At 37.5% G+C, this 15443-nt stretch carries 11 protein-coding genes; all 11 read left to right on the forward strand.

The window, feature by feature from the left end; translation table 11 throughout:
* Positions 1-136 precede the first annotated feature (136 nt).
* The 11 genes from ACOVQ4_RS20215 (at position 137) to ACOVQ4_RS20265 (ending at position 15298) form a co-directional block, all read left to right on the forward strand.
* Positions 137-3469 carry a PAS domain S-box protein gene (locus ACOVQ4_RS20215; protein ID WP_421822414.1) on the forward strand — a complete coding sequence of 1111 codons (3333 nt, stop codon included), beginning with the start codon at positions 137-139 and terminating at the stop codon, positions 3467-3469.
* 17 nt (positions 3470-3486) lie between these two features.
* Complete coding sequence (locus tag ACOVQ4_RS20220) at positions 3487-3924, forward strand: response regulator (RefSeq protein WP_421822415.1); 438 nt, start codon at positions 3487-3489, stop codon at positions 3922-3924.
* The gene (locus tag ACOVQ4_RS20225; RefSeq protein ID WP_421822416.1) at positions 3917-4942 is read left to right on the forward strand and encodes a PAS domain S-box protein; all 1026 of its coding nucleotides are present in this window, start codon (positions 3917-3919) and stop codon (positions 4940-4942) included. Before ACOVQ4_RS20220 ends, ACOVQ4_RS20225 begins: the two co-directional genes overlap by 8 nt.
* 525 nt (positions 4943-5467) lie before the next feature.
* Complete coding sequence (locus ACOVQ4_RS20230) at positions 5468-6166, forward strand: response regulator transcription factor (protein WP_421822417.1); 699 nt, start codon at positions 5468-5470, stop codon at positions 6164-6166.
* Positions 6163-7551 (forward strand): sensor histidine kinase, encoded by a 1389-nt coding sequence (locus ACOVQ4_RS20235; protein WP_421822418.1) that lies wholly within the window; start codon positions 6163-6165, stop codon positions 7549-7551. Before ACOVQ4_RS20230 ends, ACOVQ4_RS20235 begins: the two co-directional genes overlap by 4 nt.
* Positions 7552-7810: 259 nt before the next feature.
* Positions 7811-8260, forward strand: a complete 450-nt coding sequence (locus tag ACOVQ4_RS20240; protein ID WP_421822419.1) for a hypothetical protein — start codon at positions 7811-7813, stop codon at positions 8258-8260.
* Positions 8261-8456: 196 nt separating this feature from the next.
* Positions 8457-8816: a hypothetical protein gene (locus ACOVQ4_RS20245; RefSeq protein ID WP_421822420.1), complete on the forward strand. Its 360-nt coding sequence runs from the start codon at positions 8457-8459 to the stop codon at positions 8814-8816.
* A 68-nt stretch (positions 8817-8884) separates the two neighbouring features.
* Positions 8885-9010: a hypothetical protein gene (locus tag ACOVQ4_RS20250; protein ID WP_421822421.1), complete on the forward strand. Its 126-nt coding sequence runs from the start codon at positions 8885-8887 to the stop codon at positions 9008-9010.
* 526 nt (positions 9011-9536) lie between these two features.
* Positions 9537-12704: a SusC/RagA family TonB-linked outer membrane protein gene (locus ACOVQ4_RS20255; RefSeq protein ID WP_421822422.1), complete on the forward strand. Its 3168-nt coding sequence runs from the start codon at positions 9537-9539 to the stop codon at positions 12702-12704.
* A 14-nt stretch (positions 12705-12718) separates the two neighbouring features.
* The gene (locus tag ACOVQ4_RS20260) at positions 12719-14179 is read left to right on the forward strand and encodes a RagB/SusD family nutrient uptake outer membrane protein (protein ID WP_421822423.1); all 1461 of its coding nucleotides are present in this window, start codon (positions 12719-12721) and stop codon (positions 14177-14179) included.
* Between the two features lie 231 nt (positions 14180-14410).
* Positions 14411-15298, forward strand: a complete 888-nt coding sequence (locus tag ACOVQ4_RS20265; RefSeq protein WP_421822424.1) for a DUF1684 domain-containing protein — start codon at positions 14411-14413, stop codon at positions 15296-15298.
* Positions 15299-15443 lie beyond the last annotated feature (145 nt).

The following is a 15443-nucleotide window of genomic DNA, read 5'->3' on the forward strand; positions in this document are numbered from 1 at the left end:
AATCATTTTTAAAGTAGGTAATATTATTCTATTTTGCTTTTAATAAACAACTGTCTAAGTATATTCAACGATATTATTTAACTGCATCGAAGTTATTTGATGCGGGATTTGATGATTTTACTAAAATTGACAGCAAATGTTGGATATTATCAAGCACATATCAAAACCCTATCTACTTTTCAGACTTGAGCAAAATAACTTTGTAGTCGAAGAGTTGAATATGGCATATTTGAACTTTACGGGAGGAATATCTAAAGACCAAATTTATCGACAGTCCTTTGATAACCTTCATTTACTGTTCATAAAACATAAAGAATACTTTGGTCAGGCATTAGCTTCGTTAAAAAACGTGGTACTTACCAAGGGTACGCATACTACCCAAGTATTGCTAGATAATATCGATATTGAAATACAAAATAGTTATTTTGAAGAAAATCAAACAGCATATATCCTACATGTAATCACGCTAGCCGAAAAAGGGAGTATCTATTTGCCAGAGCTTTTTGAAACCATGGTAGCTCACACCACAGATATTATCCTGATACTCGATAAAGCTAGCGCTGAGGGTTTAGAACCAAAGATTCTTTTTGCCAATCAGGCATTTTGTCGGCTCACAGGCTATAAGCTAGATGAGGTTTTGGGCAATACCCCCGATTTCCTAGTGGGGCCGGCAACTGATTTGGAACAGTTGGTGTATTTGAAGGAGTCTTTAAAAAACCATAATAAAGCTAGGCTTTCTTTTTTACTCTATAAAAAGTCAGGAGAGACTTTTTGGGTGAATATCTCGGTTAGTCCTATTTATGACCAGTCGGGAAATTTGCTACAATGGCTAGCCTTGGGACGAGATATTACAGTCTTTAAAACGGAGGAATCGAGAAAAGCGTTTAAAGAAAAAGTTCGAACCTTATTTAGGCAATCTCAAAATTTAGATTTTATCCTCTGCGAATTGAGCAATATGATTGTGAAGGATTTTGGTTTGGATAAAGTAGAGCTATGGCTTAATAGCTATAATCATGAAATTACAAGATTTGGGAATCAAGAAAATTATATCTTCTCCGATTCAAAGTTGGGTGCTGATTTTGCCATGCAGGCATTTGTTTCGAAACAAGACATTTGGGCAACGGTTCGGCTTTCGGGTTTCAAAGTAGTTGGTATCGTAATGCAAACAGCCAAAGGCCTTTGGGGTGTATTAAGCTTAGGAACTACCAAAGAGCAAATGTCTGAACTAGAGTTAGATTGGTTCAAAAAATTGGGGGATTTGTTGATTTATGAAATTGAAAGAAAACAAGTAGAGCAAGAATTAAAACAAATTTTTGAATACGCTCCCGACATCATTTGTGTATTGGGGCTTGATGGCTATTTCAAAACCGTCAATCCAGCCTTTTGTGAATTATTAGGTTATGACGAACTTGAACTATTAAGTAAAAAATTCTATGAATTTATCTATAGAGATGATCAGACTTCTACGCTTTCCGCCTTTCAAGCAAATAAGGGTTTTTCGAATGTATATGCCTTCGAAAATCGCTATGTGACAAAATCTGGCGAGGTATTAAATATTGCTTGGCGCTCGTCAGTACGAATTGATGGCCGACATTTGTTGGCCATAGGGCGCAATATTACCCAAGAACGAAAATATCAGCAATTATTGCACCGTACCAATTTGTTATCCAAAATTGTGAGTTGGGAAATAAATTTTCGTTCACAAACAATCTTTGTTGCCGATACTATCCAAGATATTTTTGGGTATTCACAAGATGACTTCAAATTAACCTCCGTCGATGCCCTCGTCGAAGCCTACCAAAAAGGAGAACATCGAAACAAAGCCTCTTTTTATATCAATAGGGCTATTAAGACGGGTGAACATTGGGACGACGAATTTATTATTTTATTACCCAATGGTACAGAAAGTTGGGTTCGTGTTATTGGTGAGACCGATTTTATAGATGGAAAGTGTGAGAGAATTTATGGAAGTATTCAAGATATCAATAGCACCAAAATTATTGAATTGGCCTTGCAAGAGGCAATTGATGAAAAAAATCAAATTCTTGAAACCACTGGAGATACCTTTCTGATGTTAAATCAAGAGTGGGTGGTGACTTACTGGAATGCTCAAGCCACCAAACTGACTGGCATTACCAAAGAGCAAATCGTTGGAAAGGTGATCTGGGATGTTTTTAAAGAAAGCATAGAAACGAATATTTTTATAAACTTAGAATATGCTCAGAAAAACTCCGTCCCAGTTACCTTTGAGTCATTCTATGAGCCTATCGGAAAGTGGGTTGAAATTCGTTGCTTTCCTGCCAAGGGTATCATGAGTATTTATGCACGCGATATCACCGAACAAAAAATAGCACATCAGCAACTAAGTGAAGAGCGTAATTTACTCCGTACCTTGATTGATAATTTGCCAGAAACCGTTTATTTTAAAGATAAACAAGCCCGAAAAGTAATTAGTAATCGTGTAGATTATCAATTTTTGGGAGCCCAAAGCGAGCATGAGGTCTTAGGAAAAACAGATTTAGAATTATTTGAAGGCGAACTAGGTAAAATAGGATTCGACCATGATATCCATATTTTACAATCAGGAGAATCTGTGCTTAATTATGGGCAGCTACACCAAAAGCCAGGAAAGCCAGATTTATGGCTAGAGTCTAGCAAAGTACCTGTAAAAAATGAAAAGGGAGATGTAATAGGGCTATTGGGGATTGGTCGCGATGTTACTATTCAAAAACAACAAGAACTAGAACTCAAAAAATTGAATTTGGAACTTGAAGCCTATGTCAAACAACTAGAAGTATCTAATACCGAACTCGAACAATTTGCCTATGTGGCTTCGCACGATTTGCAAGAACCCTTACGAATGATTACGAGTTTCTTGTCACAAATAGAACATAAATACGAAGCTATTCTTGATGAAAGGGGCAAACAGTATATTTGGTATGCCATTGATGGAGCCAAGCGTATGCGTCAAATTATCTTAGATTTACTCGACTTTTCCCGTGTGGGTCGGATTGAGGAAAAGAAACAATTGGTTGAGGTTGAAGAGGTCATTAATCATGTGCTCAGTATTTTACAAAATGATATCATCGTAAATGAGGCCGTAATTAATATCTCACCTTTACCAGTTATTTTTTCGAGTAAAATACGGGTAGAACAGGTCTTTCAAAATTTGATTAGTAATGCACTAAAATATCGAAAACTTGATACAAATCCTGTTATAAATATTGCTTCAAGTGAAACATTGACACACTGGATTTTTTCAGTACAGGATAATGGCATCGGAATAGAGGAAGAGTATTTCCAAACGATATTCGTGATTTTTCAACGCCTTCACACGCGCGAAGAATACCCTGGTACAGGAATCGGTTTGGCGATTGTGAAGAAGATTGTCGAAATGTTGGGAGGAAAGGTTTGGGTAACATCTGTTGAAAATCAAGGAAGTACGTTCTACTTCTCAGTGAAAAAATAATAACTCACACAGGAACTATGAAAAAAGGACACATCTTATTAGTTGAAGATAATGAAGGGGATATTTTGCTCACCACGGAGGCATTTGAGCACTCTACTCATGTAGCTCAATTAAGTGTTGTGAGAAATGGGAAAGATGCCATAGATTTTTTGGTAAAACAGGGCAGATTTACCCACGTCACAGAACCTGACTTTATTCTTCTGGATATCAATATTCCCAAAAAAAATGGACATGAAGTGCTGAGATTTATCAAAAACTCAGAGCGCCTCAAACATATTCCGGTGGTGATGTTTACGACTTCCTCTACGCCCAAAGATATCCATTTGGCGTACGAAAATTATGTCAATTGTTATATCACCAAACCTGTAGATGTGAAATCATTTCAAAAAGCAGTTAATCAAATTGAAAGTTATTGGTTGTCACTGGTTCAACTTTCTCCCAATCATTATGCATAGAGACGCATTTCCCTACAAAATACTAGTGATTGAGGATAATATGGGAGATTTTATTCTCATCAATGATTATCTTATTGATACGATTCGAGAGCCTCAAGTTGTTCATTGTCAGACTTTTAAACAGGCTCAAGTTTTTTTGCTAGAACCTGAAGTAAAATTTGATATGATTTTGCTCGATTTATCTCTTCCTGATAAAAATGGGCAAAGTTTAATCGAATCCGTTTTGGCGATTTCTAAAGATACTCCCGTGATTATTCTTTCTGGAAACTCTGATATAAGCTTTAGCGTAAAATCTATATCCTTCGGGGTAGATGATTACCTAATCAAAGATGATTTGAGACCAACAACACTTTATAAAAGTATAGTTTACTGTATCGAGCGAAGGAAAAAAAGACAAGAGCTGCTCGAATCAGAACAACGATACAATGAGCTTTTTGACCTTAGTCCGCAACCTATGTGGGTGTTTGATTTGGAAACGCTTGAATTTATGGATGTCAATTTGGCAGCTATCAAACATTATGGCTACAACCGTTCTGAGTTTTTATCCATGAAAATATTTGATATTCGACCTGCCGAGGAAATACCAGCCCTGCTCGAAGACCTAAATCAAATACGTCTCGTAAATCCGTATTTTGGCTTGGGTGTATTTAAACACCTAAAAAAGAATGGGGAAATTATTTTGGTAGAAATTCTAGCAAACCCCATCACCTACAAAGGACGAAAAGCAAGGATTGTGTTGGCAAATGATATTACAGAAAAATTGAAATACGTCGAGTCGATTGAGTTACAAAACAAGAATCTTAGCGAAATCGCTTGGATACAGTCTCATTTAGTACGAGCACCTTTAGCTCGAATCATGGGTATTATCCAAATGTTTGAACACAATAAGTCGATGCCAGAGATAGAGAAACAAATGTTTTTTGAGCATATCATTACCTCTGCGAATGAGCTCGATGAATTAATTATGGAAATAAGTCAGAAGGCCTACTTGGCAAAAACAAGTTTTGAGAAAGAGTGATTTTTGTATAAATGAGTAATTGTGCCTTCAGGCAGTAGGCTTTAGGCATTAAGCCGTAAGCTAAAGAAAGAAGAGCGTTTTTTATGAAATGATAAAGACCTTTTGCCTAGGGCCTATGGCTTACAGCTTAAATCCGAGTACTTAAATTTAATTTTGAGCTTTCAGCTATGGGCATTCGTCAAAAACATATCTATCGTTACTAAAAAACAATTAACACTCTTTGCCTTGTGCCTGTTGCCTTGTCCCTAAACTAAAAAACTTAAATCTAATTCTGCACGATTACTTATGTTTTAGAAAATGCCAATGATAGTAAAAAAGAATTTATAAAGGTATACAAACGCTGGTTCTTGGCTTTGCTTCAACCTTGTAGTGAGTTTAGCGCATTCCAATCCAAGCATATCCAAATACTATTTGCTTTGCATTGGCATAAACTTATCTTTGTATATTGGAGGTAATAGTTTGTAAGAATTCTTGAGCAATTCTGGCATTCTGTGTCATCCATTGCCACATACAAAAAAGAGAATTATGAAACGTATTTTGCTGATTGAAGATGAAATCAGCGTTGTTACATTTATTAAAAAAGGGCTTACAGAGGAAGGATACGAGGTTTCGGTTTCGCTTACTGGAGAAGTAGGATTTCAGATGGCATCATCGTTTCAATACGATTTGATTATTCTCGACATCATGTTGCCCGATAAAAATGGCTTAGAAGTTTGTAAAACTATTCGTCAAAATAATGTAAAAACGCCAATACTATTCCTAACAGCCTTGGGAACAACCGAAAATGTTGTTGTCGGACTCAATTCAGGAGCAGATGATTATTTGGTAAAACCTTTTAAGTTTATCGAACTTCACGCACGCATCAATGCCTTGATTCGTCGCAACGAACAAAGTGGCTCGGATGATTTGCAAGCGCCTCAACATATCTATCAAATCGATGATTTGGTTATAAATGATGACTCAAAAGTTGTGACTCGCAATAACGAGAATATTACCCTCACCGCCACCGAATACCGATTGTTGTTGGCGCTAATCCGTAACCGAGGAAAAGTATTGTCGCGCGTAGATTTGCTAGAAAGTGCATGGGATATCAACTTTGATTTAGGTACAAATCTAGTAGATGTTTATATTAATTATTTAAGAAAAAAAATAGATGCACAGTCACCAAACAAACTCATTCATACTGTTGTGGGAATGGGTTATGTGTTAAAATTGAAGCAATGAACACACGTACCAAAATGGCAAGTATCTTTTTTACAAGTTGCTTGCTAATCATTTTATTGTTGGGTGGAGCAGTCTATTACTCTTTTGATAAATATTCGCATATAGATTTTGATAAACGAGTACAAACCCGAGCTATTATTGCTAGTAAATTTTACTTAGAAAAAGATACGAATAAGTCTGAAGCTTATAAAATGATTCGTGAGCAGTTTTTTGAAAAACTCCACAAAGAAAAAGAAATGCTCTTGCAAATCGAGCCCAATAGAGGATTGGATTTTTATAGCGCAAAATATCATTTGCCCGAGAAGCTTTTGGTGCATATTAATACCTTCGGAAAAGCCTCGCATCGTGATGGGGATGTGGTATATTCAGGACTCAAATATAAGCATGGTAACAAAAACTTTATTGTGGTGGTCTCTGCCGAAAATTATTTTACCGCTCACCATCTAAGTTATCTCAGAAATGTACTCTTAATCGCAATCGCATTGGGCACTTTACTTACGCTCTATGTCTCCATATATATATCAACACATATTTTTGACCCTGTCAAACAAATTACAGATAAGGTACGACAAATCAGTACCGATAATATACACTTGCGACTCGAAGAGCCCACCAACAACCATGAAATTGGAGAATTGGCAAGTACCTTCAATCAGTTGCTCGATAGATTAGAAACGGCTTTTGAAATACAGAAAAACTTTATTAGCAATGCTTCTCATGAGCTAGGAACCCCTCTCACAGTTATCATAGGTGAGGCCGATTTAGCCCTTAGAAAGGAGCGTTCTTCTGAAGTTTACCAAGAAGCTATACAAAATATTTTGACACAAGCCGAGCGACTTGACCAAATCACTAAATCTCTGCTTTTTTTGGCACAAAGTGGTTATCAAGGCGATAAGCCCACCCGTGAAATTATTCGTACCGACCAATTGCTTTGGGATGTAAAAGAAACTTTTGATAAACTTTCTCCCAAAAATCATATTTTTATCGATTTGAGTGAGGTTCCCGAAGACCCTAAAAGATTGAAAATCATGGGTAATAGACAATTGTTGTTGGTAGCTTTTTCAAATATTATTGGTAATGCCTGTAAATATTCACACTATAAACCCGTAACTATATCTATTAAAGCCACTGATTCGGAAGTAATTATGGCAATTATAGACCAAGGTATTGGGATTCCCGAAGAAGAAATATCTCAAATATTTAACCCTTTCTTCCGAGCTTCTAATTCCCAACTTTTTGAAGGTTATGGGATTGGTTTGCCACTTTCCAGAAATGTTATCAAAATGCATAATGGACATTTAAAGGTCGACTCACAGGTTGGTATTGGCACAACTTTTACGATTCGTTTTCCGCATATCTTGGCTAATAAGACGATAAGTGTTTGATAAAGTTAACAGGTAAAACTTAAGGAATTTTGCCCGCCTTAAGCTCTAGGCTTTATGCCGTAGGCCAAAAATTAAATAGCATTGCTCATGAAATAATTGAAACATTTTTGCCTAATGCCTACGGCTTACAGCCTAAAGCCCATCAATCAGATATCTGAAATCCAGAATCGTCTCCCTTTTCTTTAATCCCTTTCTAATACCACTCTTAACCAGCACTAATACTGTTTGATGAAGTTTGCATAAATAATCTTGAAACTTTATGCAAAAGAATATCAAACTTCTTATTCCTGTAGATTTTACCAATACTACACTTGAGACCATCGAGTGGGCAATGTCAGTTTTTGACGAAAATCCTGTCGAAATAGTCTTACTGTTGGCTCGTGAAATGGAATATTCTATCACTGAAATGATTTTGTATAAACCAAAATACTTCCTTAACGAAGTACTCACAACCGACTTTAATGCCTCCATTCATGAATTACGTCAGACTTATCCAAACACTTTAGCCAAAATTCATATAGAAGTATTTCATGGAAACACTGTTCAAGCCATGAAGAATTTTTTGGAAATACATACGATTAATTGTATTTGTTTACCCCCTGAAGGTTTGTACAAACCCCTGAAAGACAGTTTCGATCCTAGAAAATTGCTGCTAAAGTCTACTATATCGGTTATCGAAATGCCATTATATGTCTCTGTAGCGGTCTGAAATATTAGAATTACAGACTTTGGTTGAGTTATCTCCACCAATAGTGCAACAGCCACAAGTCAGCTAACATATACCCTCAATGGTTGGTTTATTGTTAACGCCATACTCTTTGGAGTTTTTCCAACGAGTATGGCTTAATTATTGAGGGAAGTTCGAAGGTTTACCTATTAAAACATAACTAAACACAGCCATGAAAATGAAAAAATTATTAGTGTTCACTCTATTCACATTGATATTCTTTGCTTGTTCAAAGCAAGATATTGTCAATGATACAGTATGCGGGGTTACAAACCCTGTTTCAAATCTTCCTTGGTTAAAGGAGTTTACTGAGAAAATGCAAAAAGGTGACTATGGAGATTGTAGTAGATGTGTGATGTATTTGGAAAAATATAAATCACGTGATATTCTTGTTGTAGAAAACTTTCCTGACAATTGTGTTTTGTGTGAAGTTAGGGAATGCGATGGCACTTATGTGAAATTTAAGGACTCTGAAGAAAATCAAAATTTTATCAATAATTTAAAAAAAGATAAAATTATTTGGAAATATAAGATTTGAAAAAATCATTACAGCCTTTGGTGGAGTTATCTCCACCAAACTGGCGCCAGCAACAAACCAGCTAATTTATGCCCTCAATACTTGGCTTGTTGCTAACGCCAGACTCGTTGGAGACAACTCCAACGATGGCAGAAACTGTCTATTTCGGATATCGGATGTTGGATTTCGGAAGTGTAATCTTTTATGTTTTGTAAAAAACAGAGGTATTTTACTTTATTTCCGAAGTCAGAAATCCGATATCCGAAATTATTTGAAATCTTTCGTACAGCACTAACTCACTATTCTGCACTAACATGGTAGTTGTAATATTTGAATTTATTTTTGAATAATACTTCTAAAATAAATAGATTCTTAAATTTTTTTAAGAAAAGATTTGGGAATGATTATTTGATAAATAATATTTGTATATAAAATCTATAGTATTTATAGATTAATGTATTTCTCCAAAAAATAAAACCATCAATTATAAGTAAGTGAGCAAAATTTGATTTATGTTATATGCCAAGGCGGTAGGCAACAGGCATTAGGCAATGAGTTCTAAAATGTTTTTTGACAAGTACAGACATGCCTTTTTCCAATGCCCACAGCCGAAAGCCTCTAGCTGAAATCCGAAAGCTCAATAATAAATAGTTTTACAGGCTGATGCGCAAAGTCTGTAGACAGGATAACTACGCTCTAATTTTTTGAATTACATTGTTTACAAATCAACAAAAGACCATTATGCGAAATAAATTTTTACTATTGCTACTCTTTTTTAGTTTCACTTGGCAGGTCTGGGCACAAACCGAGCCTATCACAGGTGTTGTAAAGGAGCGCTCAACTGGACAGACTTTACCGGGGGTTTCGGTGAGTATCAAAGGTACAACACAGGGGGTTGTAACGGACGCGAACGGACGTTTTAAGATTAATGCCAAAAAAGACCAAACGCTGGTTTTCTCATTTATCGGATTTGGGGTCATTGAAAAAAAATTAATCAATAACTCTACTTTATCTATAGAATTAACAGAAGAAAACAAAGAACTTACTGAAGTACGAGTAATTGGTTATGGAACACAAACCAAAGCGGAGTTTACGGGTTCTGCTGTACGTGTCGGTGGCGAAGTTATCAAAGAACAACCCGTACAAAGCTTTGATCAAGCTTTGCAGGGTCGTGCTGCTGGGGTGAATATCGCTCAGCCCAATGGCGTTTTGAACAACCCTCCAGTCATTCGTATTCGTGGGGTTAACTCTATCTCTTTGAGTTCGTATCCCTTGGTAGTGGTCGATGGAATACCAATTAATACAGGTAACGTATCAACTTCAACCGCCGTGCCAAATAACCCACTTGGCGACATTAACCCTGCTGATATTGAGTCGATTGACGTATTGAAAGATGCAGCATCTACCTCTATTTATGGCTCTAGAGCTGCCGCAGGGGTATTGTTGATTACGACTAAAAGAGGAAAATCTGGCAAAGCCAAAATCAACTATGAAGTATGGACAGGCTTCTCAGACGTAGTGCGTTTACCCGAAGTATTGAACGCAGAGCAATATATCGCCATCAAAAATGAGGCTGTTTTAAATGCAAAAATATTGGGAGGAAATCAGAATAATAGTTCTGTAGCATCGGCTTTATTCTTTCCAAATTATGATGCCAATAACCGAGCGATAGATACTCGTTGGTATGATTATATTTATCAAAGAGGTACTTCTCAAAGCCATAATTTAAGTGTGTCTGGTGGGAATAATGGTACTACTTACTATTTTTCTGCCAATTTTACAGACCAAAAAGGCTTTTTGGTAACCAACGAATTTAAGCGTAAAGCACTTCGTTTTAACATTGATCAAGAAGTAAATTCTTGGTTGAAATTGAAAGGTGGTATTTCTTATAATACAAGTTTCAACCAATCGCCTTATGCTGGTTCACTAGCAAACTCTAGCTTTTTCTTAGTAGGAGCAGCTCGTTTGGCAGTTGCTTTACCTCCAAACGTTCCAGCGTTTAATGCGGATGGCTCCTATAATATCAATCCTTCGAGTCCGAATACCATTGGAATGGGCAACAACCAAGTGGTAAGTAACTGGGGAAATCCAGTGGCCTTATTGAATGAGAATAAATATACATCTACCAATGACCGTGTAATTGCTAATATTTCGGCAGTGGCGAAGTTATACAAGAACTTAGATTTTACAACGACGTATGCTGTAGACCGTTTACGTACAGATACTTATAGCTATGATAGTCCAATTCAAGGAAATGGGTATTCGAGCAAAGGAAATGCCACAAATGTTACGGCTATTAGAGATAACTGGAATTGGACAAATACCCTTAATTATTCAACTACTTTGTTTGATAAACATAGCCTTTCGGCTTTGGTGGGTTACGATATTCAAAAACTGACCTATAATTCTTGGGGAGCTTCACGTACACAAAGCGCAGATCCATATTTTGAAAATTATCAAGGAAACTGGGGCGCTATTTCGGCCACAGGAAATGATATTAGTGAAAAAACATTCTTGTCATTCTTCTCTCGTTTGAGTTATGATTACAACAAAAAGTATTTCCTTACTTTCAATTTCCGTCGTGATGGAAACTCTGCCTTGGGTGCTGGTAAAAAATATGGAAACTTTGGTGGCGTGTCTGGTGGTTGGGCTTTGTCTGAAGAAGATTTTTACAAAAATACAGGTCTCGCTTCTGTATTGTCAAATATCAAAATTCGTGCAAGCTGGGGACGTGTGGGTAATGGAAACCTAAGTGACGCTTTCAGCTCACTAGAATTGTACAGTGGTTCATTGTATGGAAGTGTGCCAACTTGGTCGCTGTCGCAAGCAGGTAACCCCAACTTAGGTTGGGAAACTAGTAACCAAACCAATATCGGTGCCGACTTTGGTTTATGGAACAACCGTGTACAGGTAGAGTTAACGTATTTCAATAATGACGTGAATGGCTTGATTTTGAGTGCACCGCAGGCAGTGTCGAAAGGTATCCCGGGCAATGCTATCTTAGGAAACGTTGGTTCGATGTACAATCGTGGTGTGGAATTGGGAATCAATGCGACTGTTTTGCAAAAAGGTAATTTCTCATGGAATACCTCTTTAAACTTGACAACTATTCAAAACAAAGTAACGGCTTTGGCAGAAGGTAATACCGATATTGTCGGTACCACTCACGTATCTTACGAAACCACCAACGTAACCAGAGTGGGGTATTCAGTAGGTAGTTTGTATGGTGCCAAAACGGCAGGTGTGAATCCAGCCAATGGTCGAAGAATATTTATTAATGCCAAAGGAGAACAAGTACAATACAGTCAGGTAGTTGCCCCAGGTGAAAGCCAGTGGACCTATTTGAATGGAGAAAGAGCGCCAGCTATTACAGGTGCTGACTATTATTTGCTAGGAAATACTTTACCAACTTGGTATGGTGGTTGGTCTAATAATTTCAAATACGGAAACTTTGACTTAGGCTTCAACCTTTCGTTTTCGGGAGGTAACTATATTCAAAATGGTACACGTGCTACCTTGCTAGACCAACGTGCATACAATAACTCTACCGAAATTTTGACTCGTTGGCAAAAACCTGGAGATATCACCGATGTACCACGATTGGTGTACAACGACCAAACGTCGAGTGGTTCTTCATTCCCAATTTCTGGAAATGTTCAAAAAGCAGACTTCCTTCGCTTGCAGAACCTCTCATTGGGCTACCGAGTGCCAAGTGCTTGGTTGGGCAAAACAGGTATTGCTTCGGTGCGACTATTTGCTCAAGGCTCAAACCTTTTCCTAATCACAGGCTATAAAGGAACAGACCCAGAATCATCGGTAAATGGTAACTCTAATACGACGCCAGGCGTAGAGAAAAACTCTGTAGGTCAGGCACGTACATTTACTTTCGGTATCAATGTTGGATTTTAAGAAATAGAGAAAAGATGAAAATTTTGAAAAATAATCATATATCAAAATGGGGACTTGCCCTTGGTTTAGGAACCCTATTAGTAAGCACCAGCGCCTGTAACGACCAAAAATATTTGAACCCAACACCTGCAACAGCTATTAGTGGAACAAATGCTTTTGATACTCCTGATAGAGTGTTAGGACTTGTAAACGGTGTATATAAAGCGATTAAAAGTGTCAACTTTTATGGAGGAAACTATTATATCTATACCGAAGCTCGTGGCGAGGAATTTATCAATCGCACGAGTAACACCTTTACTGCTTATGAAGCGTGGAATCAGACTCTCAACGCTGGCTCTAACTTTGTGGCGGGTTTTTGGGCAGCAGGGTATACGGCTATCAACAATGCCAATATCGTCATTCAAGGTTTAGCCGACCATCCAAATGTAGTAAATGCTACCTTAACTAAACAATATATTGCCGAGGCGAAGTTCTTGAGAGCGTTGAGTTATTATTCATTGGTTACTTTGTATGCTCGTCCATACAACGAAAATCAAGGTGCTTCGCCTGGCCTACCATTGCGTCTAAAAGCTGAAACCAATACTGCCAATAATGACCTCAAACGCAGTACTGTAGCAGAAGTTTATGCTCAGATTATCAAGGATTTAGACGAGGCAGAGGCAGACTTGCCTTTAAACTATTCAACCAGCTTGTTGAATACCACACGTGCGCATCGCAATACAGCGATTGCCCTCAAAACTCGTGTGTATCTCAACGCTGGCAATTATGCGAAGGTGATTGAAGAAGCCAAGAAAATCGTTTCTACTTCAACTCCTTTTGCAGCAACTACAGGTGTGGCGCATAAATTGCAAAACATTGTCGAAATCTTCACAACGAATTACACTTCAACTGAATCTATACTGTCGGTACCAATGACAGAACTGGACAACGTGACTGGTCAATCATCGTTTCCTTATGTGTTTAATGCCAATGCTGAGTACAACTTAAACCCCAACGGCATTTGGGGAAATACCGACTGGCGCTCTAGCGATTTGCGTAGAACTTTTGCCCGTACTTCTTCTGGTTTGTTTTTTATCACCAAGTACAGCAAACCTTCTCCATTTCTGGACTACTTACCTATTATTCGCTATGCCGAAGTCTTGTTAAACTACGCCGAAGCTGAGGCTCGTGTAGGAGATATTACCAAAGCTACCGAATTGTTGAAAGCAGTACGCAATCGCTCAGACGCTACCTATTCTTTTGCCGAAAATGCTGTATCAAATCGTACGGCTTTATTAAGTACTATATTGAAAGAACGTCGCATTGAGCTTATTGGAGAAGGATTCCGTTCGAATGATCTACTTCGCAATCTGTTACCATTACCAGCCAAAGCTAGTAGTGTCTTGACAGCCCCAGAGGTATTACCTTCTCAAAGCAATTATATTTTTCCATTACCAAACGTAGAAATTATCACAAATAAATTATTACTTCAATAAATTTATGGAATATTTGAAGTGATTGTAAATGAGTTATTTACGATTTGTTATTTGTCATACGCGAAGCATTTAAAAGTATTGCGAATTTGAAATTTCTAATTTCGGAAAGATAAAATTTCTTGAAAGCTTTTGTATTGAACTAACTTAATATTTATCAGTAGAGTCGCAGTACTTTGCGTCTCTACTGATAGCAAATTACGATTCACACAACTGATTTAAAAAAATCTAATTATGAAAAAAATACTTTTAACCGCAAGTACCCTATTGAGTTTGGGGTTTTTGAGTTCGTTTGTTGAAACAAACGACAATAACTACGAAGCCGAGGTAAAGCAATGGCAACAAAAGCGTATTGAAGGTCTGAAAAGAGAAGATGGCTGGCTAAATTTAGCTGGTCTTTTTTGGTTGAAAGAAGGAGAAAATACCATTGGAGGGAGTGATAAAAATGCCATTAATTTCCCGAAAGAACATAGTGCAGATTTTGTAGGAAAGGTGATTTTAAAAGAAGGTAAAATAAGTTTTGTAGCTGCCAAAGGAGCGAAGGTTACCCTTGATAATCAGGAGATAAGCAATGCAGAAGTATTTCCCTATCAAGGCAAACCCATTGTGCTGGCGCATCAGTCACTTCGTTGGTTTATCATACAACGAGGCGATAAATATGCCATCCGATTGAGAGATTTGGAAAGTCCTTTTTTGAAAAGTTTTACAGGAATTCCTACTTTTCCGATTGATCCAACATGGCGTGTAAAGGCCAAATTTGTACCTACAGAAGGTCGTAAGCTCAAAATTATTGATATTACAGGTCGAGCTTATGAGCAGGATTCTCCTGGGAAGTTGGTTTTTGAGATAAACGGCAAAGAATATACGCTAGAGCCAACGGGAACACTCAAACATCTAAGTTTAGTGTTCGGAGATTTGAGTAATAAACATGAAACTTACGGCGCTGGTAGATTTTTGGAGGTAGAGGGGCCTGATGCAGAGGGATATACCTATATTGATTTTAATAAATCTTATAACCCTCCATGTGCCTTTACACCATTTGCAACTTGTCCTTTACCTACCAAAGAAAATAAACTTGAAGTAGCGATTTTGGCTGGTGAGAAGAGAGTAGGGGAGCATTGATTTTGTTGGAGGGGATAGGGTATAGGCAAAGAGGCAATAGTAAGCATAAAACTATTGCCTCTTTGCCTATACCCTATCCCCTTTTTCTACGCCACCTCCATCAACTTTACTTTTGCTATCCCTTCATCTTCCTCGTATATCTGAT

The organism is Flectobacillus sp. (assembly GCF_049240685.1).
In the GTDB taxonomy this organism is placed as follows: domain Bacteria; phylum Bacteroidota; class Bacteroidia; order Cytophagales; family Spirosomataceae; genus Flectobacillus.